General features: G+C 68.7%; 21 protein-coding genes. 6 read left to right on the plus strand and 15 right to left on the minus strand.

Features of this window, described 5'->3' with window-relative positions:
- Window positions 1–188 precede the first annotated feature (188 nt).
- On the plus strand, window positions 189–989 hold the full coding sequence (locus tag ABZX37_RS39870; protein WP_354748652.1) for a DUF2470 domain-containing protein: 801 nt from the start codon (window positions 189–191) through the stop codon (window positions 987–989).
- Between the two features lie 58 nt (window positions 990–1,047).
- Here ABZX37_RS39870 and ABZX37_RS39875 read toward each other — a convergent pair whose 3' ends face one another.
- Window positions 1,048–1,515 (minus strand): PPOX class F420-dependent oxidoreductase, encoded by a 468-nt coding sequence (locus tag ABZX37_RS39875; RefSeq protein WP_354748654.1) that lies wholly within the window; start codon window positions 1,513–1,515, stop codon window positions 1,048–1,050.
- A gap of 22 nt (window positions 1,516–1,537) precedes the next feature.
- On the opposite strand from ABZX37_RS39875, the gene ABZX37_RS39880 reads away from it, so the two are divergent.
- The 3 genes from ABZX37_RS39880 (at window position 1,538) to ABZX37_RS39890 (ending at window position 4,343) form a co-directional block, all read left to right on the plus strand.
- Window positions 1,538–2,371: a CPBP family intramembrane glutamic endopeptidase gene (locus ABZX37_RS39880; RefSeq protein ID WP_354748656.1), complete on the plus strand. Its 834-nt coding sequence runs from the start codon at window positions 1,538–1,540 to the stop codon at window positions 2,369–2,371.
- Between the two features lie 61 nt (window positions 2,372–2,432).
- Entirely contained in the window at window positions 2,433–3,629 is a 1,197-nt protein-coding gene (locus ABZX37_RS39885; RefSeq protein ID WP_354748690.1) for an arginine deiminase, read from the plus strand.
- 162 nt (window positions 3,630–3,791) lie between these two features.
- Window positions 3,792–4,343, plus strand: coding sequence for a ferritin (locus ABZX37_RS39890; protein ID WP_344281950.1), 552 nt, complete (start codon window positions 3,792–3,794; stop codon window positions 4,341–4,343).
- A gap of 68 nt (window positions 4,344–4,411) precedes the next feature.
- On the opposite strand, the gene ABZX37_RS39895 is transcribed toward ABZX37_RS39890, so the two are convergent.
- The 5 genes from ABZX37_RS39895 to ABZX37_RS39915 form a co-directional block, all read right to left on the minus strand.
- Entirely contained in the window at window positions 4,412–4,996 is a 585-nt protein-coding gene (locus ABZX37_RS39895) for a dihydrofolate reductase family protein (RefSeq protein ID WP_354748658.1), read from the minus strand.
- Window positions 4,997–5,091: 95 nt separating this feature from the next.
- Window positions 5,092–5,919, minus strand: coding sequence for a hypothetical protein (locus ABZX37_RS39900; RefSeq protein WP_354748660.1), 828 nt, complete (start codon window positions 5,917–5,919; stop codon window positions 5,092–5,094).
- Window positions 5,916–6,542 carry a SigE family RNA polymerase sigma factor gene (locus ABZX37_RS39905; RefSeq protein ID WP_354748662.1) on the minus strand — a complete coding sequence of 209 codons (627 nt, stop codon included), beginning with the start codon at window positions 6,540–6,542 and terminating at the stop codon, window positions 5,916–5,918. The genes ABZX37_RS39900 and ABZX37_RS39905 overlap by 4 nt, the downstream gene beginning before the upstream one ends.
- A gap of 61 nt (window positions 6,543–6,603) precedes the next feature.
- Entirely contained in the window at window positions 6,604–6,957 is a 354-nt protein-coding gene (locus tag ABZX37_RS39910) for a DUF952 domain-containing protein (protein WP_354748664.1), read from the minus strand.
- Window positions 6,958–7,025: 68 nt separating this feature from the next.
- Window positions 7,026–7,901, minus strand: a complete 876-nt coding sequence (locus tag ABZX37_RS39915) for a DUF5926 family protein (RefSeq protein WP_354748666.1) — start codon at window positions 7,899–7,901, stop codon at window positions 7,026–7,028.
- A gap of 76 nt (window positions 7,902–7,977) precedes the next feature.
- Between ABZX37_RS39915 and ABZX37_RS39920 the strand changes: the two genes are divergently transcribed.
- A complete protein-coding gene (locus ABZX37_RS39920; RefSeq protein WP_354748668.1) occupies window positions 7,978–9,132 on the plus strand; it encodes a cytochrome P450 in 1,155 nt (384 codons plus the stop codon).
- A gap of 466 nt (window positions 9,133–9,598) precedes the next feature.
- Here ABZX37_RS39920 and mca read toward each other — a convergent pair whose 3' ends face one another.
- Window positions 9,599–10,414: a mycothiol conjugate amidase Mca gene (gene mca / locus ABZX37_RS39925; protein ID WP_354748670.1), complete on the minus strand. Its 816-nt coding sequence runs from the start codon at window positions 10,412–10,414 to the stop codon at window positions 9,599–9,601.
- On the minus strand, window positions 10,411–11,751 hold the full coding sequence (locus ABZX37_RS39930) for a DHA2 family efflux MFS transporter permease subunit (protein WP_354748672.1): 1,341 nt from the start codon (window positions 11,749–11,751) through the stop codon (window positions 10,411–10,413). The genes mca and ABZX37_RS39930 overlap by 4 nt, the downstream gene beginning before the upstream one ends.
- Window positions 11,752–11,852: 101 nt before the next feature.
- On the opposite strand from ABZX37_RS39930, the gene ABZX37_RS39935 reads away from it, so the two are divergent.
- A complete protein-coding gene (locus ABZX37_RS39935; protein WP_354748674.1) occupies window positions 11,853–12,455 on the plus strand; it encodes a TetR/AcrR family transcriptional regulator in 603 nt (200 codons plus the stop codon).
- Here the strand turns inward: ABZX37_RS39935 and ABZX37_RS39940 are convergent.
- The 7 genes from ABZX37_RS39940 to ABZX37_RS39970 form a co-directional block, all read right to left on the minus strand.
- Window positions 12,452–13,390, minus strand: a complete 939-nt coding sequence (locus ABZX37_RS39940; RefSeq protein ID WP_354748692.1) for a DUF4328 domain-containing protein — start codon at window positions 13,388–13,390, stop codon at window positions 12,452–12,454. The genes ABZX37_RS39935 and ABZX37_RS39940 overlap by 4 nt on opposite strands.
- Window positions 13,391–14,083: 693 nt before the next feature.
- Window positions 14,084–14,440, minus strand: coding sequence for a rhodanese-like domain-containing protein (locus ABZX37_RS39945; RefSeq protein ID WP_354748676.1), 357 nt, complete (start codon window positions 14,438–14,440; stop codon window positions 14,084–14,086).
- A gap of 44 nt (window positions 14,441–14,484) precedes the next feature.
- Window positions 14,485–16,275 (minus strand): cation acetate symporter, encoded by a 1,791-nt coding sequence (locus tag ABZX37_RS39950; protein ID WP_354748678.1) that lies wholly within the window; start codon window positions 16,273–16,275, stop codon window positions 14,485–14,487.
- 70 nt (window positions 16,276–16,345) lie between these two features.
- Complete coding sequence (locus ABZX37_RS39955) at window positions 16,346–16,855, minus strand: hypothetical protein (RefSeq protein ID WP_354748680.1); 510 nt, start codon at window positions 16,853–16,855, stop codon at window positions 16,346–16,348.
- 6 nt (window positions 16,856–16,861) lie between these two features.
- Window positions 16,862–17,695 (minus strand): LytTR family DNA-binding domain-containing protein, encoded by an 834-nt coding sequence (locus ABZX37_RS39960; protein WP_344281992.1) that lies wholly within the window; start codon window positions 17,693–17,695, stop codon window positions 16,862–16,864.
- Between the two features lie 85 nt (window positions 17,696–17,780).
- Entirely contained in the window at window positions 17,781–18,626 is an 846-nt protein-coding gene (locus ABZX37_RS39965) for a S49 family peptidase (RefSeq protein WP_354748682.1), read from the minus strand.
- 18 nt (window positions 18,627–18,644) lie between these two features.
- Window positions 18,645–19,949 carry a histidine kinase gene (locus ABZX37_RS39970; protein WP_354748684.1) on the minus strand — a complete coding sequence of 435 codons (1,305 nt, stop codon included), beginning with the start codon at window positions 19,947–19,949 and terminating at the stop codon, window positions 18,645–18,647.
- Between the last annotated feature and the right edge of the window lie 829 nt (window positions 19,950–20,778).

A 20,778-nucleotide genomic window follows, 5' to 3' on the forward strand; every position in this document is an offset into this window, starting at 1 on the left:
CGCTCAGCGGACGCGTTCCGAGGCCCTCTCGATGACGGATCAACCGGCCCCCCTCGACCGAATCCGCCCGGCCCCGCCGTTCTGTCGATCCCCTGACCAGCACTTTCCCGCCCCGTGGGTGATCTTCGCTCGCGCTCTTCCCTTGGCGCGGCAATTCAGGTTAGGCTCACCTAAGTAGGAGGTGAGCCGTGACCGAGGCACCCGTATCCGTGCGCCGCCCGCCCGCGCCGAACCCCGCCGAACGCGCCAAGACGATCGCGACCCGAGGCGGCCCGGCGACGATCATGCCGACCGTCGAAAGCGCCGGCTGCGAAGCCGAACGCGTCGAGCCAGTCCTGCATCACGTGCACCACAGCGGAAGCGTCAGCATTCTTCTGCCGGACGACCACCCGATGGTGTGCGCGTCCCGGCAGGCTCAACGCGGCGAGCTCGCCGTCATGGTCGAGCTCGCCGACCACGCCCCGGTGGCGCTGCGGGAACCGGTCCGCGGCCTGCTGTGGATCACCGGATGGCTCCGGCCGCTGACGGCGGTGTCGGCCCGCGCGCGTGCGGTGTCGATCGCCGAACAGCGGCCGGACCACCGGCTCCTCGACGTCGGCCACGGCCTCACGCTGCTCCGGCTGACCCCGGCGTCGCTGGTCCTGGCCGACGCGGAGGGCACGCATTCCCTGCGGCCGCACATGTTCAGCGCGGCCCCGCCGGACCCGTTCCACGACTACGAGGCCGACTGGCTGCGGCACCTGGAAAGCGACCATCCGGACGTGGTGGAACAGCTGGCCCGGCACCTGCCCGCGAACCTGCGCGGCGGGCGGATCCGCCCGCTCGGCCTCGACCGGTACGGCCTGCGCCTGCGCGTCGAATCGGCGGCGGGCGACCACGACGTCCGCCTGGCGTTCTCCCGGACTGTCGACAGCCCGCCGCAGCTGGCGGCGGAACTGCGGCGGCTGCTCGGCTGCCCGTTCCTCCGCCACCAGCACGGCGAAGCTTGACTGGTCGTGAAGGACTCCTTGAGGGAATCTGATTCCCTCAAGGAGTCCTTCACGGACCTCAGTCGTCCGCCAGCTCCGGAGGGAAGCCGCCGGTCGCGATCGGGCCCCAGCGTTCGATCGTGATCCGGATCAGGCTCTTGCCCTGTTTGCGCATCGCCTCGCGGTACTCGTCCCAGTTCGGGTGCTCGCCGGAGATGCTGCGGAAGTAGTCGACCAGCGGCTCGACCGAATCCGGCAGGTCGATCACCTCCGCGGTCCCGTCGACCTGCACCCACGGGCCGTTCCACTCATCCGACAGCACGCACACCGACACCTGGGAGTTGCGCCGGAGGTTCGCCGCCTTCGCGCGCTTCGGATACGTCGCGATGACGATCCGGCCCTCGTCGTCGACGCCGCACGTGTTCGGGGACAGCTGCGGCCGTCCGTCGGCGCGGGTGGTCACCAGGATCGCGTGGTGCCGCTGCTTGAGGAACGCGACCAGCTCGGCGCGCTCGACCTTCGTGTTGGTGGCGATAGTCCTCGGCATACCCCGACGGTAGCGTGCGTTCATGCGCACCACAGAGCGTTCCGGAGGGCCATCGGGCCTGCGATCGTGGCTCAATCCGGCACTTCCGGCGTTCCCGGCTCCGATCACCGACGCCCGCGAGCGGCGCGGCATCAAGATCGAGCTGGTCCTCGTCTTCGGCATCACCCTCGGGCTGTCCGGTGCGCGCAGTCTGCTGTCCCTTGTGGACTCTCTGCTGCGCCCGACCCCGTTGGCGCAGCAGCAAGTCCAGCTCAACGTCCCGCGCGCCGCCGCGAGCCTGCTGGACCTGCTCCAGCAGCTGCTGAGCGCCGCGCAGCTGATCGGCTGGGGCGGGCTCGGGCTGTACCTGCTGTGGCGGGCCGGGCTGAAACTGCGGGAAATCGGCCTGAGCCGCCGCATCCGCTCCGACGCGCTCGTCACCGTCGGAATCGCCGCGGTGATCGGCATTCCCGGGCTCGCGCTGTACTTCATCTCCTATCACCTCGGCTTCAGCCTCGCGGTGCAACCGTCCACTTTGGGCGACACCTGGTGGCGGCCGATCGCGCTGACGCTTTCGGCGTTCGGCAACGCTTTCGCCGAGGAAGTGCTCGTGATCGGCTACCTGCTCACGCGGCTGCGCCAGCTCGGCGTGCGCGAGAACGCGTCGCTGTTCGGCGCGGCGGTACTTCGCGGTTCCTACCACCTGTACCAAGGGTTCGGCGGGTTCGTCGGCAACCTCGTGATGGGGCTGGTGTTCGGCCGGGTGTGGCAGCGGACCAACCGGCTGTGGCCGCTCATCGCCGCGCATACTTTGTTCGATGTGGTGTCCTTCGTCGGCTATTCGTTGCTGAAAGGCCGTCTTTCCTGGCTCCCGTGATGCCCGCTCATTAGGCTCGCACTTCGTGAGCGAGACGAGCGAGATGACCGCACCTCCCAGGGTGGACAGCGAAGTCGGGCCGCTGCGGGCAGTCCTGTTGCACCGGCCGGGAAACGAGCTGAAACGGCTCACTCCCCGCAACAACGACAAGCTCCTTTTCGACTCCATCCCGTGGGTGAGCCGCGCGCAGCAGGAACACGACGCGTTCGCCGACGTCCTGCGCGGCCGCGGCGTCGAAGTGCTGCTGCTGGCCGACGTTCTCCGCACCGCACTGGAAGATCAGCGCGCGCACGCCGCCGGCGTCCACGCCGCGGTGGACGACCGGCGTCTCGGCAACGACCTCGCGGATTCGCTCAGGTCGCACCTGACGAGCGTCGACGCGCCCACGCTCGCCGAGGTCCTGATGGCGGGCATGACGTTCGAGGAGCTGCCCTCCGCCGAGGGCGCGTCGCTGGTGCGGATGATGCACAACCCGCGCGACTTCGCCGTCGACCCGTTGCCCAACCTGCTCTTCACCCGCGATTCGTCGGCGTGGGTCGGCGACCGCGTCGCGATCTCGTCGCTGACCATGCCCGCGCGGCGGCGGGAAACGGCGCTGCTCGACCTGATTTACGCCTACCATCCGCGATTCCGCCACGCCGCCCGCGCTTACGGCGCGCATTCCGCGCCGATCGAAGGCGGCGACGTGATGCTGCTGGCCCCCGGCGTCGTCGCGATCGGCGTCGGCGAACGCACGACGCCTGCTGGCGCCGAATCGCTCGCCCGTTCCGTATTCGCCGACGGACTCGCGCATACCGTCGTCGCGGTGCCGATCGAACAATCGCGCGCGACGATGCATCTCGACACCGTGTGCACGATGGTCGATGTCGACGCCGTCGTGATGTATCCGCTCGCGCGCGATTCCCTCACCGCGTTCACCATCAAGCCGACCGGCGACGGCGGCGTGAAAGTCGCCGGCCCGACGCCATTCCTCGAAGCCGCCGCGGAGGCGATGGAGATCGACCGGCTGCGGGTGATCGACACCGGCCTCGACCCGGTCACCGCGGAGCGCGAGCAGTGGGACGACGGCAACAACACGCTGGCCTTGGCCCCGGGCGTGGTCGTGGGGTACGAACGCAACGCGGAGACCAACGAACGGCTCACCGCGGCGGGCATCGAGGTGCTGCCGATCACCGGGTCCGAACTGGGCTCCGGGCGCGGCGGCCCGCGCTGCATGTCGTGCCCGGTGCGCCGTGATCCCCCGCCGAAGCGGCACTGACCCCCGGACGGGCGAAGTTAGCCTTTCCTTAATAAGGGCAAACATATTAAGGGAAGGCTAACCAAAATAAGTGTTTCCTTCTTGAGGAATGGTAACCCTAATAGGGTGGAGATCACCAGCCAAAAGTGGAAAACAATCGGACATTGACGTACCGTGATGGACATGGCCGCTACGAAGAAAGAACCGCGCTCTAAGTTCTACGAACTGCTGCAGGCGCAGATCCACAACGAGTTCAACGCCTCCCAGCAGTACATCGCGCTCGCGGTCTGGTTCGACAACGAGGACCTTCCGCAGCTCGCGAAGCACTTCTACAAGCAGTCCGTCGAGGAGCGCAATCACGCGATGGCGCTCGTCCAGTACATGCTCGACCGGGACCACCACGTCGAGATCCCCGGCACCGGCCAGGTCCGCAACGACTTCTCCGCCCCGCTCGAGCTGATCGAGCTCGCACTGGAGCAGGAGAAGGAGGTCGCCGCCGACATCTCCGCGCTCGCGAAGGCCGCCCGGGCCGAGGAGGACTACATCAGCGAGCAGTTCACCCAGTGGTTCCTCAAGGAGCAGGTCGAGGAGATCTCCCAGATGTCGACGCTGGTCACGGTCGCGCGCCGCGCGGGTGACAACGTCTACGAGATCGAGAAGTTCCTGCACCGCGAGGCCGTCGGCGACGCCGGCGCGGACGCCGGGATGCCCCCGGTCGCGGGTGGCGCGCTGTAACGCTCGAGCACGTCCGGAAGCCCGGTTGTCCCCATTGTGGACAACCGGGCTTCCCCCTGTGGATAACTTCAGCGCCGCTTGTAGTGCGCGATGAGGACGCCAGTGGTGGTCGCGACGCTCCCGGTGAGCGTGAACTCGGTCAGCGGCGCGGGTCCCTCGAACAGCCGCGCGCCCTTGCCGAGCGTCAGCGGATGGATCAGCAACGTGTAGGTGTCGACCAGTCCGGCGGCGTGCAGCGAGCGGACAAGCGAAACGCTGCCGATGATCGCGAGATCCTTGCCGGGCAAGGCTTTCAGCTCAGCCACAGTCTCCACCGCCGAGCCGCGCAGCAGCACCGAGTTCTGCCAGGCACCGGCGTTGTCGAGGGTGGTGGAGACGACGTACTTCGTGGCCGCGTTCAGGTGCGCGGTGAACACGTTCCCGTCCGTGCGCGGGCCCCACGCGGTGGCGAAGTCCTCCCAGGTGCGCCGGCCGAACACCATGTCCCCAGGCCGGTCCATGCCTTTCCCCATCTCGCGCGCCAGAACGTCGTCGCCGTAGCCGTTGCCCCAGCCGCCCAGGTCGAACCCGTCCTGGGTGTCCTCATCGCCGCGACCGGGGCCTTGCACGACGCCGTCAAGAGTGGTGCTCAGGATGACGCTGATCGAACGCATCGGGAATGTCCTTCCGCTTCCGCGGACCGCGAACCGGCCCGTCACCCGCTACACGAGCGGCGCGGGGCCAGATCGACATCGGCCTGGCGGAATTTTCAGCCGGCGCAGTCCTGCGTCTTCGCGCGGACCTCGATGGCCTGGACAGCCCCGTCCGAGTTCAGCGTGAAGTGATACGCGCCCTGGTCGCCGGTCGGCGACACGAGCGCGCTCCCCGACTCCGACGTGCCCGGATAGGTCGACGTGACCTGGTCCTTCGGCGTCCCGTCGCCCACGCCTTCCGGGGTGTGCGCGGCACCGTCGGGCTTCACCGCGACCACGCCGTTGTCCTGCGACACGACAGCTGTCGCGGCGGGAACGCCAGCGCCGCTGACGTCGTAGTACGTGCAGCCAGCCGACTCTTTGACCGCCGTGAGCGTCATGCCCTGGCCCGTGAGCTGCTGCTCGGTCATGCCGAGCTTCACCGCGCCGAGGCCGTCGGCGGTCACCAACGCTCCGGAAGCGGCCTTCGTCGGCGTCGTCTGCGGCGGTGCCGATTTCGTGTGGTGCGGATGCGCGGGCGGCACCGGCGGTTCGGCCGTACCGTGCTCAGACGATTCGACCGGCGCTTGCACCTGCGTCGATTCGGCGCTCGAAGACGGCTCGGGTACCGAAGAAGGCACCGTGGGCCGGGTCGACGCGACCTGCTGCGCGGCGAAGTCTGTTGCCGCTGGCGGCGTGCGCAACTGCAGCACCACCAGCCCGGCCGACGCGACCGCGAGCACGCACGCCGCCCCGGCCGCGGACGTCAGGACGCGCTGTCTGCGCCGCCGCCTGCGCGCGCCCGCCACGATGACCGACGCGGCGTCCTCGGTTGGTGCGACGGCCAGCCGGTCGTCGGCGAGGAGGGCGCGGAGGCGCTGTTCCAGATCCTCGGACTCGCTCACCCCGCGTCACCTCCTTCCTGGTTCTTCAGTTTCGCCCGCAAGGACGCGATGGCCTTGCTCGCTTGGCTTTTCACCGTCCCCTGGCTGATGTCCAGCGCCTTGGCGATTTCCACCTCGGACAGTCCTTCGTAGTACCGCAACACCATCACCGTGCGCTGCCGCGGCGGGAGGTCGCGCAGCGCCTGCCACAGCGGCTCGTGCTCGAACGGATCCTTCGGCGCGCTCGGGCTGGTCTCCGGCAGGTCCGCGACGAGGTTCTCCCGCCGCGTCCGGCGCCAGCGGCTGACGTGCGCGTTCGCCATCGAACGCCGCACGTAGGCCAGCGGGTCGCCGGTCTTCTGCTGCACGTACGACCAGCGTGCGCCCATCTTTTCGAGCACGGTCTGGACGAGGTCCGCGGCGTCGTGCGGGTTGCCGGTGAGCACGTGGCCGTAGCGAAGCAGGCCGGGCAGGGCCTCGCGCACGAAGTCGCCGAAGTCCGCGGTGGTGTTGACGGCTTCCGCCTGCGGCCCGGCCCACGGCGGATCTCCGCTCGCGAGGGGCAACGCGGCTGCTGTCACCGTATCGCCCCCTCCCCGGATGACCGCGTCGAGCGACGGTTCCTCGTCATCCCCACCACGCATGAGCGCCCCCCGGGGTTGTCCTGTCTCCGTCGCTACTTTCCGTAGCTGTGGACAACTGAGGTCAGCGCACGGAAAGCGACTCGGGCAGCTTCAAGGCACCGCCGGAGTCAGTGGGGAAATCGTGTACCGAGACCACAGCGTTTCGCGGGATCGGGCCGTAGATGTGCGGAAACTGGATTCCGCGCGGGTCCGGCGGGGCGCCGTCCTCCCAGCGGACGGGCGCGTCGACCAGCTTGGGGTCGATTTCCAGCAGCACCAGACCGGGCTGGCCGAGGAAAAGCGCGTTGGCGGGCAGCGCGACGGTGCCCGGGTCCGAGCAGTGGATGAATCCGGCGTCTTCGAGCGACGGCGCCCGGTATTCGCCGTCTTCGGGCACGGCGGCCCACTCGTCGCGGGTGCAGATGTGGAGGATCACGCTGTGATCGTCCCATCGACTTACCCACATGTGGACAACTCAGGTCGAGTTGTCCACATGTGGATATGTCAGCGGATGGTGAGCTGTCGCCCGATCAGACCGTCTCGGGCGCGCCGCTCGGTGGCGTTGAGCGGCTCGGAGTCGAGCGATTTGAGCGCCTCGTCCAGCCGGGCGCCGAGCTGGTCCTTGGGCTCGGCCCACTCCCGGGCGTGCGCCTCGGGGTCGAGGTCCCACACCGGGACGAGCAGGCCGTGCGCGCGGAACGAACCGGCGTAGCGGGTGCCCTCGCCGAGCCCGAGCGTGCCGGCCGCGGACAGCCGCGCAAGCGCTTGCAGCAGCAGGTTCTCCGGTTCCGGGCGGACCCAGCGCAGGTGCGCCTTCTCGCCGGCGAGCACCCAGTACGCGCCGGAGCCGAGCCGGTCGGTGGGCATGATCGCGGCGTTGGCGCGCTCGAGGGACACCGCGACGTCGCCGGTCGCGTCCGCGTCCTCGGGCAGCCACCAGGCGAAGTCGGTGTGGAGGTCGACCTGCAGCTCCGCACTCGGCACGAGCAGGTCCTGGAGCCGGTTGTGCTCGTCCGGGTCGGTGGGCGACGTCGTGTCCGGCACCGACAGCACGTCGCCCGGTTCGGCGTCGAGCAGCCAGCGAAGCGCGCGGCCGAGGTCGCGGCTGATGTCGGAAGACCGCGTCTGCACCTGGAGGCCAAGGAATCGCTCGCCGTCCGAACGCACGAACGCCGCGGCGGCCATGGGCAGCACCGTGCCGAGCGTGACGTCGCCGCCGTCGGCGAGCGTGAGCTTCGCCGTGGCCGACGGGACGAACTCGCGCAACGCGATCAGCTCCGGCTCCGCCGCCAGACCCTCGAACGGCTGCCCGACGAAGACGTCGCGCACCTTCGGCTTGCGGTCCGGCTTGGGACCCTTCTTACGCGCGCCTTTACCCATTTCAGCCTCCTTGGAACTCGGTGTCAGACGCTATCGAAGCGACCGGGTGCGCGGGCTCGCGGGTTAGAGTCTGCTCGTGTTCGACCCTCGCGATCCCGCCTTCCTCGCCGACCCGTATCCCGCCTTCGCCGCGCTGCGCGCCGAAGGCGAGGTGCACCGGCACGACGGCCTCGGCATCGCGATCACGGTTTCGCACGCCGCGTCCGCCGCTGTACTCCGGCACCGCGGACTCGGCCGAATCTGGACCGACGCACAGCCGCTGGAACGGTTCGCTTCGTTCAACCTGCTGCACCGCAACTCGTTGCTGGAGAACGAACCGCCCGCGCACACCCGCCTGCGCCGCGTTATCGCGGGCGAGTTCGGCCGGGGTCACGTACAGCGGCTGCGCCCGATGGTCGCGGAACTCGCGGAGTCCATGGTGGACACTCTGGCCGCGAAAATCGCCTCCGACGGCAGCGCGGACCTGCTGGAGCACTTGGCGCAACCGTTGCCGGTCGCGGTAATCGCGGAGCTGCTAGGCGTCCCGACCTCGGACGGCTCGCAGCTGGTGACGTGGAGCAACGCCATCGTGAAGATGTACGAATACGGCCTTTCCGAGGATGGCCGCGACGCTGCCGAGCAAGCCGCCGCCGATTTCGTGGCCTACCTGCGCGACGTCGTCGCCGACTCCCCGCGCGGGATCGTCCGTGACCTGACCGCGAGCGAACTGACCCCTGACGAGGTCGTCGCCACCGCCGTCCTGCTCCTGATGGCGGGCCACGAGGCGACGGTGAACGTGATCGGCAATGGGGTGACCGCGTTGTTGACCCACCGCACGGAATGGGAGCGACTTAGGTCCGACCCAACGTTGCTGGACTCAGCTGTGGAAGAACTGATCCGCTTCGACTCGCCGTTGCAGCTGTTCGAGCGCACGGCGACTGAGGAGGTGGAAATCGCTGGTCACCGGGTGGAGAAGGGCTCGAAGGTCGGGGCGTTGCTGGGTGCCGCGGCGCGCGATCCGAAGGTGTTCGATGCCCCGGACACCCTCGATGTGGGCCGATCGCCGAACGCCCACCTCGGGTTCGGGATGGGGATCCACTATTGCGTCGGGGCACCGCTGGCCCGGGTAGAAATCGCGGCGGCGTTGACGGCACTGACCAAGCGACTTCCGGAGTTGCGGCTGGCAGCGGTGCCGGAACGGCGACCGGAGTTCGTGATCCGGGGGCTGCGGAGTTTGCCGGTGACTGCCTGAACTGCTCCGGGTTCGGGTGGTGAGTGCTGGATAATCGGATGGCCGCGGGCCGGAATCCGCTTCCCGAGCAGCGCCGCTCACCACAAACCCGACCAGCACGCCTGCCGCCACAACGCGGTGCGCCCACCGAAGACACCTTCAGGTCGCACCGGCCAGCCGAGACCCGCTTCCCAGCAGCGCAGGCACGCGAACGGCCCGGCACACCAACTCAACGCGCCACCTCTTTCGTCGGGCTGGCACCGGCCGCCGAGTTCCCCGCCAGCGCAGCCACGCGAGCTGCGAACGGACCAGCACACCAACCCAACGCCACCCGCCACCTGTTTCGTCGGGCTGGCACCGGCCGCCAAGTTCCCCACCAGCGCACCCACGCGAGCCGCAAACGGCCCGGCACACCAACCCAACGCGCCACCCACCGCCACCTCTTTCCTCGAACAGGCACCGGCCGCCGAATTCCCTGCCAACGCAGTCACCGCAAACCCGCGAACAGGTCGTCCTCCAGTCCGGTGCCGATCTCGACGGGGCCGTTCGTGCGGGCCAGGTGGTAGTCCTCCCAGGGCCAGGCCTTTCGTTCGATCTCGCGCGAGTGCGCGAAAAACGGGTGCGCCGGATCCATCTGCGTGGCGTGCGCGCGCAACGCGGCATCCCGGGTCGCGAAGTGTTCTTCGCAGCGGATTCGGGTGGTCACGGTGAGCACGTCGGTCGGCGGGAGCTCTTCCAGGACCGGGCCCATCATCGACTCTTGGCCAGCGGCGAGGGTCGCCTCGTGCATGGCTTCGAACCAGGATCGGCTGAGGGTGGCCAGATAGTAGAGCTTGCGCGGGGCACCGTCGTCGGACTCGTCGAACGCGGCGGTCGTGACCTCGTGCGTGCGGATGTGGTCGGGGTGTGGATAACCGCCGGTTTCGTCGTAGGTGACCACTACCTGTGGACGGAATTCCCGCATCACGTCCAGCAGCGGTTTTGTCGCTTCAGCCAAGGGGATCTCGGCGAAGCTTCCGGCGGGAGAAGGTTCCGTCAGGCCTGAGTCCTCGTGCCCCAGGAACGTTTGGCGGATGCCGAGAACCCTTGCCGCATCAGCCATTTCTCGGCGGCGGATGGCGGGTAAGTCCCGTCGGACGTCTTCTCGGTTCAAGGTTGGGTTGAGTACATCGCCGCGTTCGCCGCCGGTGCAGGTGGCTACTAGGACGTCTACGCCTTCGCGTGCATAGCGGGCTAGGGTCGCGGCGCCTTTGCTTGATTCGTCATCGGGGTGGGCGTGCACGGCCAGGAGTCGCAGCGTCATGCGCGGGTTCCTTTCGGGAAGAAGAGAGCGGGGATAAAGCTCAGCAGGGAGAGGCCTAGTGCCCAGGTGAAAGTGGTACCGAAGGCGGCGGGACCTGGTGGTTGCGCATGCAGGACGGCTACCAAAAGCGCCGTGCCCAGCGAGCCGCCGATGCGGTTGACGACGTTGATCGCGCTCGCCGCTCGGGGGATTTGGCTGCGTTCCAGCGAGGTGTACAACATTGTCATGCCGGGGGTGGTCGTCGCGCCTAGGCCGAATCCGCGGATCAGCAGCGAAACTGTCAACAGGGTCGGGCTTGGGGAATCGCCGAGTTGGGTGAAGGCGATGGTGCCTAACAGAGACAGTGCGATGCCGGTGAGCATTACCGTTCGGGAGCCGAAGCGGTCCAAAAGCTTTCCGCCCGCGATGAGGACGACGGCGGAGCCTAGGGCCTGGGGCGCTAGCAGGAGTCCGGCGGCGAGGGCGGACGTGTGCTGGATTTGTTGGTAGTAAAGCGGAAGCAGCAACATCGAGCTGTACAGCGACGCGCCCAGCAAGAAGGTGCTCGCGCTCGCGACAGTGAAAGCCTTGTGCGCGAACAACTTCAGATCCAGCAGCGGCGCTGGAACACGACGGGCGTGCCAGGCGTAGGCGATGAGCAGCACGGCACCGGCGATGGCGAAGGTGGTGGAGCCTTCGCCTAGGCCGTAGCCGAGTGCGCCGAGTCCTGGCGGGAGCAACAGCAGGCCGCGGACGTCCAGTGGGTCGCGCGTGCCGGTCGGTTTCTCGCGCGGCAGCACTCGGACGGCGAGCAGCAAGGTGGCGACGCCGAACGGGACGATCCCGAAGAACAGCCAGCGCCAGCCAAGATCCTGGACGAGCGCGCCGCCGAGCATCGGGCCCAGCACGGGCGCGACGGTGGCGGGCAGCGTGACGACGCCGATCATCCGGCCCAGCCGAGGGCCGGCTGCCTGCGCGAAAATCGCCTGGCCGACCGGTTGCATGAGACCGCCGCCGAGGCCGTGCAGCACGCGGAACGCGATCAGCGCCGGCGCGGACCAGGCGAAACCGCACAGCACCGTGCCCACCGTGAACAGCCCGACGGCCACGATCCACACCGGGCGGCCGCCGAATCGGTCGGCGAGCCAGCCGGACAGCGGGATGGTGAGCGAGGCGGCCAGCAGGTACGCGCTCGCCACCCACTGCACGGTCGGCAGCGAACTGTCCAGGTCACGCGCCATCACGCCGATCCCGACCGACACGATCGTCGCGTCGAGGATCGACAGCACGGCGCCCAGGATCAGCACCCCGCCGAGCCTGCGAAGACCGGAATCGGAGACCGGAAGCCGCGTGGTCATCGAGTCAGGTCACCTCCTTCATTAGGTCGGACCTGAGATTAGGTCGAACCTAGCGAATGGGTCAAGCACAATTTTAGGTCGGACCTAGTACAGTGGCCGGGGTGAGCCTCAGGGAGCAGAAGAAGCTGGAGACCCGGCAGACGATCTCGGCGGTGGCGACGCGGCTGTTCATCCGGCGCGGGTTCGACCAGGTGACGATCGCCGAGGTCGCGGAGGCGGCACGCGTCGCCAAGATGACCGTGACGAATCACTTCAGCCGGAAGGAAGACCTGGTCTTCGACATCCGGACGGATTTCGTGGACTGGCCCGCGGACCTGGTCCGGGCCGATCCGGGGACGCCGGCGCTGGACGCCGTGCGGGACGGGTTCTTCGCGGAGCTGGACAAGACGAGCGCGCTGCTCGGGTTCGCGGACGTGTCCTTCGTGCGGATGGTGCGGCAAAGCGAACGCCTCACGTCCGCGCTCCGGGACATGCACGCCGACCGGGAAACCCAGCTCGTCGCCGCGCTGCTCGACCGGCATCCGGACCGCGAAATGCTGTCGCGGACGGCCGGGGCGCACCTCACGTCAGTGCTGCGCCTTCTTCTCGACGACGTCTGGCAGCTGACCTGGCAGGACGTCAAGCTGGACGACCTGGCGGAGCAGATCCGGAACTCGGCGGCGGTCGCGTTCGGCCAGCTGGAACCGGCGCTCGGCGACCTTTAACGCGCGGCGCCGACCGGCCGCGCGGTCCGCAGCTCCGGCTCCGGCGCGCCCTCGATCTTGAGCACGCGAAGGTCGCGCAGCCGTTCCGGGGCGATCGGCATCAGCAGATGCGAGAACCGCCGGATCACCAGCGCGGTGACGATCGCGAGCGCGGCCGCGGCGAGGTCGGTGAGCGCGACCAGCAGAACGCTGTCCGCCATCGCCTGCACGCCCGGCCGGATGCGCCAGATGATCGTGACGACCAGCAGCACCCAGTTCGCCAGCCACGTGCCCCACCAGCCGAGCACGAGCCGCGACGGCTTCGGCCGCGCGTCGCGGGGACGGCGGAGCACGGCGTGCTCCAGTTCGCTGACCACGGACAACGCGAGCGGCAGGTTCACGATCGGCACCAACACGCTCACGAGCACCTGCCAGACCGGCCGCGGCGGCGCTTCGCCGGCTTCGTCAGCGGCGGCTTGCCGGGCGACCAGCAGCCACCAGACCGAGAGTCCCGCTGGCAGCAGCGAAAAGATCGTGGTGAGCAGCCCGGCGAGCATCACGAAAGCGTCGGAGAACCCGACGACGCTGGTGTTCAGCGCGGAATCGCGGCTTTCGACCAGGAGCGCGTATCGCCAGATCTCCGCCACCGCCGCGATCACCGCGAGAACCGCGAACGTCCAGAGGATCGTCGTGAGGCTCCGCGCGAGCACCGGAATCCGGTCGATCGAGCGGACCTCGCCGGACGCGGTGCCAGGCACGTTCGTCGGACGGCGCCAGGTGAGATTCGGGAACCCCCATCGCGGCGGCACCGGATAGGACGGCGGCCCGGAGTAGGGCGTCGCGGGCACGGCGCGGCGGCGGCGGACGGCACTCGGCGGCGGGGAGGCGACCCAGCGCAGTTTGGCCGCTCGCTTCGGCGGGATCGGCTGCGACTGTTGCTGAGCCGGTCGGTGCACCGCGCCTTGCGGGGCGGCGGTGAACGGGCGCGCGTACGCCGGATGCTGCTGATACGCCTGCGCCGGGTACTGCGGATGCGCGGGGTACTGCGGCTGGTACGGATTGGCGAACTGCTGGCCGGGATGCGCGGGCCCGGCTGGCGGCTGCGCCCAGTGGCCGGGGTGCGGAGGCATTCCCGGCTGCGCGGCGCCGCCGGGATACGGCTGCGCGCCGGATTGCGGCGGCGGGCCCGGCTGGGCAAAGCCAGCGGGCTGCGCATTCGCACTGCCGGGCTGAGCGGGATACGACTGCGCGGAGCCAGTCGGCCCGGCACTCACGCCGCCGGGCTGAGCGGGATACGACACCGCGGGGCCAGCATTCACGCCACCAGGCTGAGCCGGATACGACTGCGCGGCGAACTGCTCGCGCCCACTCGGCCCCGCGTCCACGCCGCCGGTCTGGCCAGGCTGAGGCTGCGAAGCCGAGCCAGCCGACCCGGAACCAGGCCCATTCCCCCGCGGCGGTCCGGCATGACCCACGCCAGAACCAGGCTGCCCGTAAACCGCCCCCGGAGAGCCGCCAGCGTCAACCGGCGAACCGGAACCCGGCCGGAAACCGTCCCCAGCGTCCCCCTCGTCTCGGCCGAAGCCAGGAACGAACGACGCCGGATCCGAGGATTCCGGCGGCTCGGGAACAGACTGGGCAGGCATCCGTCAGAGAACCTCGGGTTCAGAGTCAGGGTTTTCGCTCACCATGCGGCGGCCTTCACGAGCCCAGGCTCCCATTCCGCCCGCGACGTTGACCGCGTCCCAGCCGCTGGCGTTCAGCCAGGCCGCGGCGCGCGCCGAGCGGCCGCCGGAGCGGCAGATGACGTAGACCGGGTTGTCCTCGGGGAATTCGGAGAGTTCGTTGACCCGCGCGGGCAGTTCGCCGAGCGGGATGTGCACCGCGGCGGGGGCGTGCCCGGCGGCCCACTCGTCGTCCTCGCGGACGTCGAGCAGTGCGACGTCCGCGGGAAGGTCGCGGACTTCAGCGGTCGGAATTTCAGCAGGGCTCACCACAGGTTCCATGCTCCCATGTCATGACGTTGTACGCGTGTGAGGAACGCTAACCGCTATCCCTTGCGGTGTCGTCCCCGGCTGGCGCGCAGCTTCTCGTCGGCCTGGCCGAAGCGGGCGACCGCGCGGTCGCGCATCAGGCCGAGCGGGTCGGGGGCGTGCAGGCGCAGCATGATGTCGTTCGCCAGTTCCGGGCGGCCGGACCGGGTCAGCCTGCTCACCACGTAGGTCGCCAGGAACGCCGCGGGCACCGAGATCAGCGCGGGCTGCACGGTGTACCACGGCATCTTGTCTCCGGTGTACTCGCACACGATGTTGTACGCCAGCGCGCCGAGCACCAGCCCGCCGCCGACGACCATCCCGGCCAGCGCGCCCGGCCAGCTGAGCTTGCGCCACCAGATGCCGAGCAGCAGCAGCGGGCTGAACGTGGACGCGGCGAGCGCGAACGTCATCCCGATCGACAGCGAGACGTCCTCGGTGCGGAAGATCAGCGTGAGCGCCATCGGGCACACCGCGACCAGCAGAGTCGCGACCCGGAAGTCCTTGACCCGGCCCGGCAGCAGGTCTGTCGACACCACCCCGGCCACGCTGACCAGCAGCCCCGAGCAACTCGACAGGAACGCCGCGAACGCGCCTGCAGCCGTCACTGCGGCGAGGATCTGTCCTGGCCAGCCTGGCAACACCGCAGTTGGCAACAGCAGCACGGCGGCGTCGGTGTTGCCGGTGAGCAGCAACTGTGGCACGTACATCCGCGAGAGCACGCCCAGCATCGTCGGGAACAGATAGAACAGCCCGAGCAGCAGCAACACGTGCACGGTCGTGCGGCGCGCGGCCTTGCCGTCGGGGTTGGTGTAGAAGCGGACCAGCACGTGCGGCAGGCCCATGGTGCCGAGGAACAGCGCGAAAATCAGCGAGTACGTCTGCAGCAGGTCGCTGATACCACTCGACGCCGGATGCAGCCACGCGTCGTTCGTCGTGGGCGCGTCGCTCACGATCGGCACCGGCGTGCCCGCGGCGAATTCCAGCTTCGTCCCCGAGGACACCTTGTGCGACACGAGCGGCGACCAGCGCGCCATCCCGGCCGCGGGACCGCCGTCGATGTGGCCGTGTGCGTAGAAGTACGTCTCGGTGGTGACCCTCACGGTCACGTCGGTTTGCACCGTCACCGTGGTTTCCGACGGGAACACCGGAGGCGCGGGCGCACCGAGCGCACGAAAGCCGCCCGGGCCGCCGCCGGAGAAGAAAACCATGCACAGCACGAAAGTCGGCACGGCGATCGCGAACAGCTTGAGCCAGTACTGGAACGCCTGCACCACGGTGATCGCGCGCATTCCGCCGGCCATCACGTTGACCGCGACCAGGACGATGACCACGAGCGCACCGACCCATGCCGGTACCGGAACGATCTGCGCCAGTGTCAAACCGGCGGCCTGCAACTGCGGGACCATGTAGAGGATCCCGATGAACACCGCGCCCGCGGTCGCGAACCGGCGCAGGCCGATCGAACCGAGCCGGGCCTCCACGAAGTCCGGCAGCGTGTACGCGCCGGACCGGCGCAGCGGCGCGGCGACGAACAGCATCAGCGCGAGATACCCGGCGGTGAAGCCGATCGGATACCAGGTCGCGTCGGCGCCCTGTTTGAGCACCATGCCCGCGACGCCGAGGAACGACGCCGCCGACAGGTATTCGCCGGAGATCGCCGCGGCGTTGCGGCTGGACCGCACCGTGCGTCGGGCGACGAGGAAATCGTGCGTGCTGGTGGCACCGCGCGACGAACGGTAGCCAAGGTAGAACGTCGCGAAGGCGACCAGCGCCAAGCCGGTCAACGTCCACGGGGTCAGCTGCACGGCGTGAATCCTCGCACGACCACACGGTTTAACGACGCGCCGCCACCAGGGCGCGCATCCCCCGCGCGGGTCAGTTCTCGATCATGTCGACGAAGTCGCGTTCATGCCGCTCGGCGAGCCGGTTGTACCAGAGGCCGACGGCGAAGAGGAACGGGAACGGAAGCAGGCCGAGCACGAGCCACGGGATCGGGATGCCGATCACGGTGAACCGTGCGACCGCCGGGAGGAAATAGAACAACGCGGGCAGCATCCCGAGCACGACCAGGACGAGCACGGCCAGCCACACCGACGTCCGCAGCTGCACCTTCACCAGGTCGCGGACCAGCAGTTTTCCCCAGCTGGTCTGTTCCTCCAGCTCGATCCGCCCGCGCATCCGCCCGGACGACTGCCGAGAATCGGCGAGCACCACGCGCTCCCGTTTCGGCCGTACGTGCGCGGGTTCGCTGGTGCGCGGAGCCGGTTCGGGAGCAGGCGGCACCGGTTCGACCACCGCGCGGTCCTCCGGCCGCACGCCCAGCGTCGGGTCCGGTTTGCGGACTCCGTTCTCGAGCCGGTGGTAAGGGTCTTCAGGCGAGGACATCGACGGCTAGCCGCCCCGGCCGGAACCGACGATGCGGTCCTTCAGCGCCCGGGTGTGCCGCCTGCTGACCGGCAGGACTTTCTCCTCGTTGCCGATCACGACCTGGTAGCCGCCCTGGCCCATCCGCATTTCGGTGATCAGCGGCAGCGCGACCAGGAACGACCGGTGGATCCGCACGAATCCGGCCTTCTCCCAGCGTTCCTCCAGCTGGGCGAGCGGGATCCGGACCAGGTGGCTGCCCTCGGTGGTGAACAGCCGCGCGTAGTCGCCCTGGGCCTCGACCCAGCGGACCGACGAACGCGGGATCAGCTTCGTGGTGCCGGCGAGTTCGACCGGGATGACCTCGTCGTCGTTCTTCACCGGCTCGGCGCCGCCCTGGCCCGCGGGCGGGCCCGCGACCGTGGCCAGCTTCTCGCGCACGCGCGCGACCGACCGGTCGAGCCGGTCCTGCTGGAACGGCTTCAGGACGTAGTCGACCGCGCCGAGGTCGAACGCGTTCACCGCTTCCTCGGCGTGCCCGGTGACGAACACCAGAACCGGCGACGGGTTCATCGCCGCGATCACGCGCGACATCTCCATCCCGGACAGGCCGGGCATGTCGATGTCGGCGAACACGGCGTCGACCGTCGGCAGGCCGGTTGCCCGCCGGGCAGCCAGTTCCGGGTCGTCGTGCGAGAACAGCCGCAGCGCGTCGGAGGCGTCCGAGGCCTGGAAAACGCGGTGGATGTGCGGGTTGTTCTGGAGTCCGTGGCTGAGTTCGTCCAGCCCGGCCAGCTCGTCGTCCACGGCAAGGACGATGAGTTTCCGGGTGTCGTCGTGAGCACTCACAGTGAGACGCATCCTGCCGATTGCGAGGTGCATTGTCCAGACCCCAGCCGAGAGAGCCGCTTGTGAGTGGCGTACCGGAGTCGCCGCTCACCAGCTGTCACAGCCCGAAACGCGACCAGGCCGCCTTCGTGGTGACCGCGTCCAGCAGCGCGCTCGCCGCCGCCGGAGCCCCGATCCCGAGCCGCGCGAGCAGCGGTTTCTTGGGCTCGGCCACGGAAATCTCCGCGCCGGGGTACCGCTTGTTGACGATCTCGCGCAGCGAACCGACTCCGTCCACCAGGCCGAGATCGACGGCTTTCTGCCCGAGCCAGACGTCCCCGGTGAACAGATCGGCGGAATCGGTCAGCCGGTCGCCGCGGCGTTCCTTGACCCATTCCACGAACAGTTCGTGCAGCTGGCTGTGCATGTTCTTCAGCCACTCGACGTCCTCGGGCTTCTCCGGGCTGAACGGGTCGAGCCGCGATTTGTTCGCTCCCGCGGTGTGCAGCCTGCGCTCGATGCCGAAGCGTTCGAGCAGCCCGGTAAACCCGAACCCGCCGCTGATGACGCCGATCGAACCGACCATGGACGTCCGGTGCGCGTAGATCTCGTCGGCCGCGCAGGCGAGCCAGTAGCCACCGGACGCGGCGACGTCCTCGGCGAACGCCAGGACAGGCACGCCCTTCTCGTCGGCCAGCTGCCGGATCCGCTCCGCGACGAGGCCGGACTGCGTCGGCGCGCCGCCGGGCGAGTTGATCTGCAGCGCGACGGCCTTGAGCCGGTCGTGCGCGAACGCCCTGGTGAGCGCGGATTCGACGGCGCCGAGGTTGATCGCGCCGCGGGCCAGCGGCGACGGCGTCGGCGTGATCACGCCGTGCAGCTTCACGACGGCGACCACGTCCTTGCGGTCCCCCCGGTCGCCGAGCACGGAAAGGCGGGAAGTCAGCTTGTCGGTCACGCTCATCTGCCCAGGCTAACCAGTTCAGTGCGCGGGCAGCATTCCCGAACGCGAGCCGTGCACTCCGTCGGGTTCCGGTTCGGGCTCGACCGGTGCGGGCGGCTGCTGCGGGACGTCGGCGGAGTAGTCCGGCATGTTCGGCCGCACGCCGAGCTTGAACTTCGGCACCCGCAACGCGACCTTCATCCCCGCACCCGGCGCGGTTTCGACGGTGAGCGCGTAATCCTCGCCGAACACTTGTCGCATCCGCTGGTTGATGTTGCCGAGCCCGACGTGCGCGCCAGTGCGGTGCGCGTTCCGCAGATCGGTGAGCTGCCGCGGATCCATGCCGATGCCGTCGTCCTCGACCGTGATCAGCGCTTCGTGCCCGTCGTCCCGCGCGATCACCGTGACGCAGCCGCCGCTCGGCTTGCTGGCCAGGCCGTGCTTGACGGCGTTTTCCACCAGCGGCTGGATGATCAGGAACGGCACCACGACGCTCAGCACCTCGGGCGCGATCTTCATCCGCACCTCGAGCCTGCCGCCGAAACGAGCGTTTTCGATAGTCAGGTACCGGTCGATGTTGCGCAGTTCCTCGGCGAGCGTGGTGTACATGCCGGACGTGCGGAACGAATAGCGAGTGAAGTCCGCGAAGTCCTGAAGCAGTTCGCGCGCTTCCTCCGGATCGGTGCGGATGAGCGCGGAGATCGTGTTGAGCGCGTTGTACACGAAGTGCGGCGAGATTTGCGCGCGCAGGGCTTTGATTTCCGCCTGCTGCAACTGATTGCGCGACTCTTCCAGCCGCGCGAGCTCGAACTGCGTGCAGACGAATTGCCCCACGGCTTCAGCCATCTGCACCAGCTTGCCGCGCGTACGCCCGACCACGATCAGCGTCGCCTCGGCCTCGCCCTCAACGAGAATGGGAACGATGGCGGCGGTCTTCATCTTGCAAGTGCCCCGGTGATTGCAGGGCATCTTGTTGTGATCAGCGACGGCGCGACGATGCTTGCGCAACGCGGTGCCAATGTCCTCGACGACGTCCAGATAGTGGTCGGTGGCCTCGCCCGCCCAGGACAGCAGGGTGCCTTCACTGTCCGTGATACCGACGGCGAGACAGTCGAGCACCTCGAGGAGCTCCGCCGTCATCCGGTTGGCGGCCTCCTCGTCGAGCCCCGCCCGGAGGTTGGGCGTGGCCTTGGACATCCGGTGGACGGCCTGCAAAACGGCGTCCTGGATGACGCCCTTGGGCCGGCGCGCCCGGAAGGCGAGGACCAGCACCAGGATCGCCAGGATGCAGACCAGGACCCACGGGACGACCAGCGCATAGGGGAAGTCGGACACGACGTCCATGCTCTGCGCTCGACCGACCGGGTGCAAGGTCTGCTTCCCACTTTCTGTCCAGTAGCGACGCCGAGAGTGGCCAAACCCTACCGTCACTCCCGGTGAGCGTGAGGATCTTGCGCCATTCGAGTGGTGGCGGTGGCCGTCGGTCGCCGAAGAGTGGAGTGAAGGGACCCTTCATGACTACGGATGGTTAGGGATGAGGGGTCCCTTCATTGCTTGCTAGTGCGGATGAGGGTTCTTGGGTTGGTGCCGCGCACTGGTGCCCGCTCGCGAGGCCAACTTGGTGAAGACCTGTTGGGGACTCGGCAGCGCACCGTGCGGGGGCTTCACGGTGCGTGGGAGGGGATTGATTTGCCCGCCCCCTGCTCACCCGCGCTTTCCCCGGCGAAACCGGCGGGCGGCTTCCCCCACCAGCCAGCCAGCGGAGTCGTGAGGGGACCCCTGAGGGACTCTGATTGCCCATGCCAGGAACTTAAACCGCGCGACCTCGGCCCACTGACCGTCCACAGAGGACGCAAAGGCCACCGGAATGCCCGATTTGCCGCCATGTGGCCCTGCCTGAAAGTCCGTGAAGGGCCCCTTGAGGGAATCTGATTCTCTCAAGGGGCCCTTCACGGACAGCGCGGCCCGAGAGGGGAACCTCGCGAAAGCCAAGGAGCCCTCCACGGCCACCCGCCAAGCCCCGCACCAACCCCCAAACCGCCGCAGACGCACCCACCCAACCAAGCACCCACACCACCCCCGCACCCCGATACGAAGCCAAAAATGCGGGCGGCGGGTGCTTGTCAAGGCATCTTTCCCGCCTTGACAAGCACCCGCCGCCCGTCATCACAAT

It is taken from the genome of Amycolatopsis sp. NPDC004079 (assembly GCF_040610415.1).
Lineage (GTDB): Bacteria > Actinomycetota > Actinomycetes > Mycobacteriales > Pseudonocardiaceae > Amycolatopsis > Amycolatopsis halotolerans.

Bases quoted from the DNA above. Each gene is read 5' to 3' on its own strand.
- ABZX37_RS39875 (WP_354748654.1), bottom strand. From the start codon at position 1,515: ATGCCGAGGACTATCGCCACCAACACGAAGGTCGAGCGCGCCGAGCTG.
- ABZX37_RS39880 (WP_354748656.1), top strand. From the start codon at position 1,538: ATGCGCACCACAGAGCGTTCCGGAGGGCCATCGGGCCTGCGATCGTGG.
- ABZX37_RS39890 (WP_344281950.1), top strand. From the start codon at position 3,792: ATGGCCGCTACGAAGAAAGAACCGCGCTCTAAGTTCTACGAACTGCTG.
- ABZX37_RS39895 (WP_354748658.1), bottom strand. From the start codon at position 4,996: ATGCGTTCGATCAGCGTCATCCTGAGCACCACTCTTGACGGCGTCGTG.
- ABZX37_RS39905 (WP_354748662.1), bottom strand. From the start codon at position 6,542: ATGCGTGGTGGGGATGACGAGGAACCGTCGCTCGACGCGGTCATCCGG.
- ABZX37_RS39915 (WP_354748666.1), bottom strand. From the start codon at position 7,901: ATGGGTAAAGGCGCGCGTAAGAAGGGTCCCAAGCCGGACCGCAAGCCG.
- mca (WP_354748670.1), bottom strand. From the start codon at position 10,414: ATGACGCTGCGACTCCTGGCCGTGCACGCCCACCCCGATGACGAATCA.
- ABZX37_RS39930 (WP_354748672.1), bottom strand. From the start codon at position 11,751: ATGACCACGCGGCTTCCGGTCTCCGATTCCGGTCTTCGCAGGCTCGGC.
- ABZX37_RS39945 (WP_354748676.1), bottom strand. From the start codon at position 14,440: ATGGAACCTGTGGTGAGCCCTGCTGAAATTCCGACCGCTGAAGTCCGC.
- ABZX37_RS39955 (WP_354748680.1), bottom strand. From the start codon at position 16,855: ATGTCCTCGCCTGAAGACCCTTACCACCGGCTCGAGAACGGAGTCCGC.
- ABZX37_RS39960 (WP_344281992.1), bottom strand. From the start codon at position 17,695: ATGCGTCTCACTGTGAGTGCTCACGACGACACCCGGAAACTCATCGTC.
- ABZX37_RS39965 (WP_354748682.1), bottom strand. From the start codon at position 18,626: ATGAGCGTGACCGACAAGCTGACTTCCCGCCTTTCCGTGCTCGGCGAC.
- ABZX37_RS39970 (WP_354748684.1), bottom strand. From the start codon at position 19,949: ATGGACGTCGTGTCCGACTTCCCCTATGCGCTGGTCGTCCCGTGGGTC.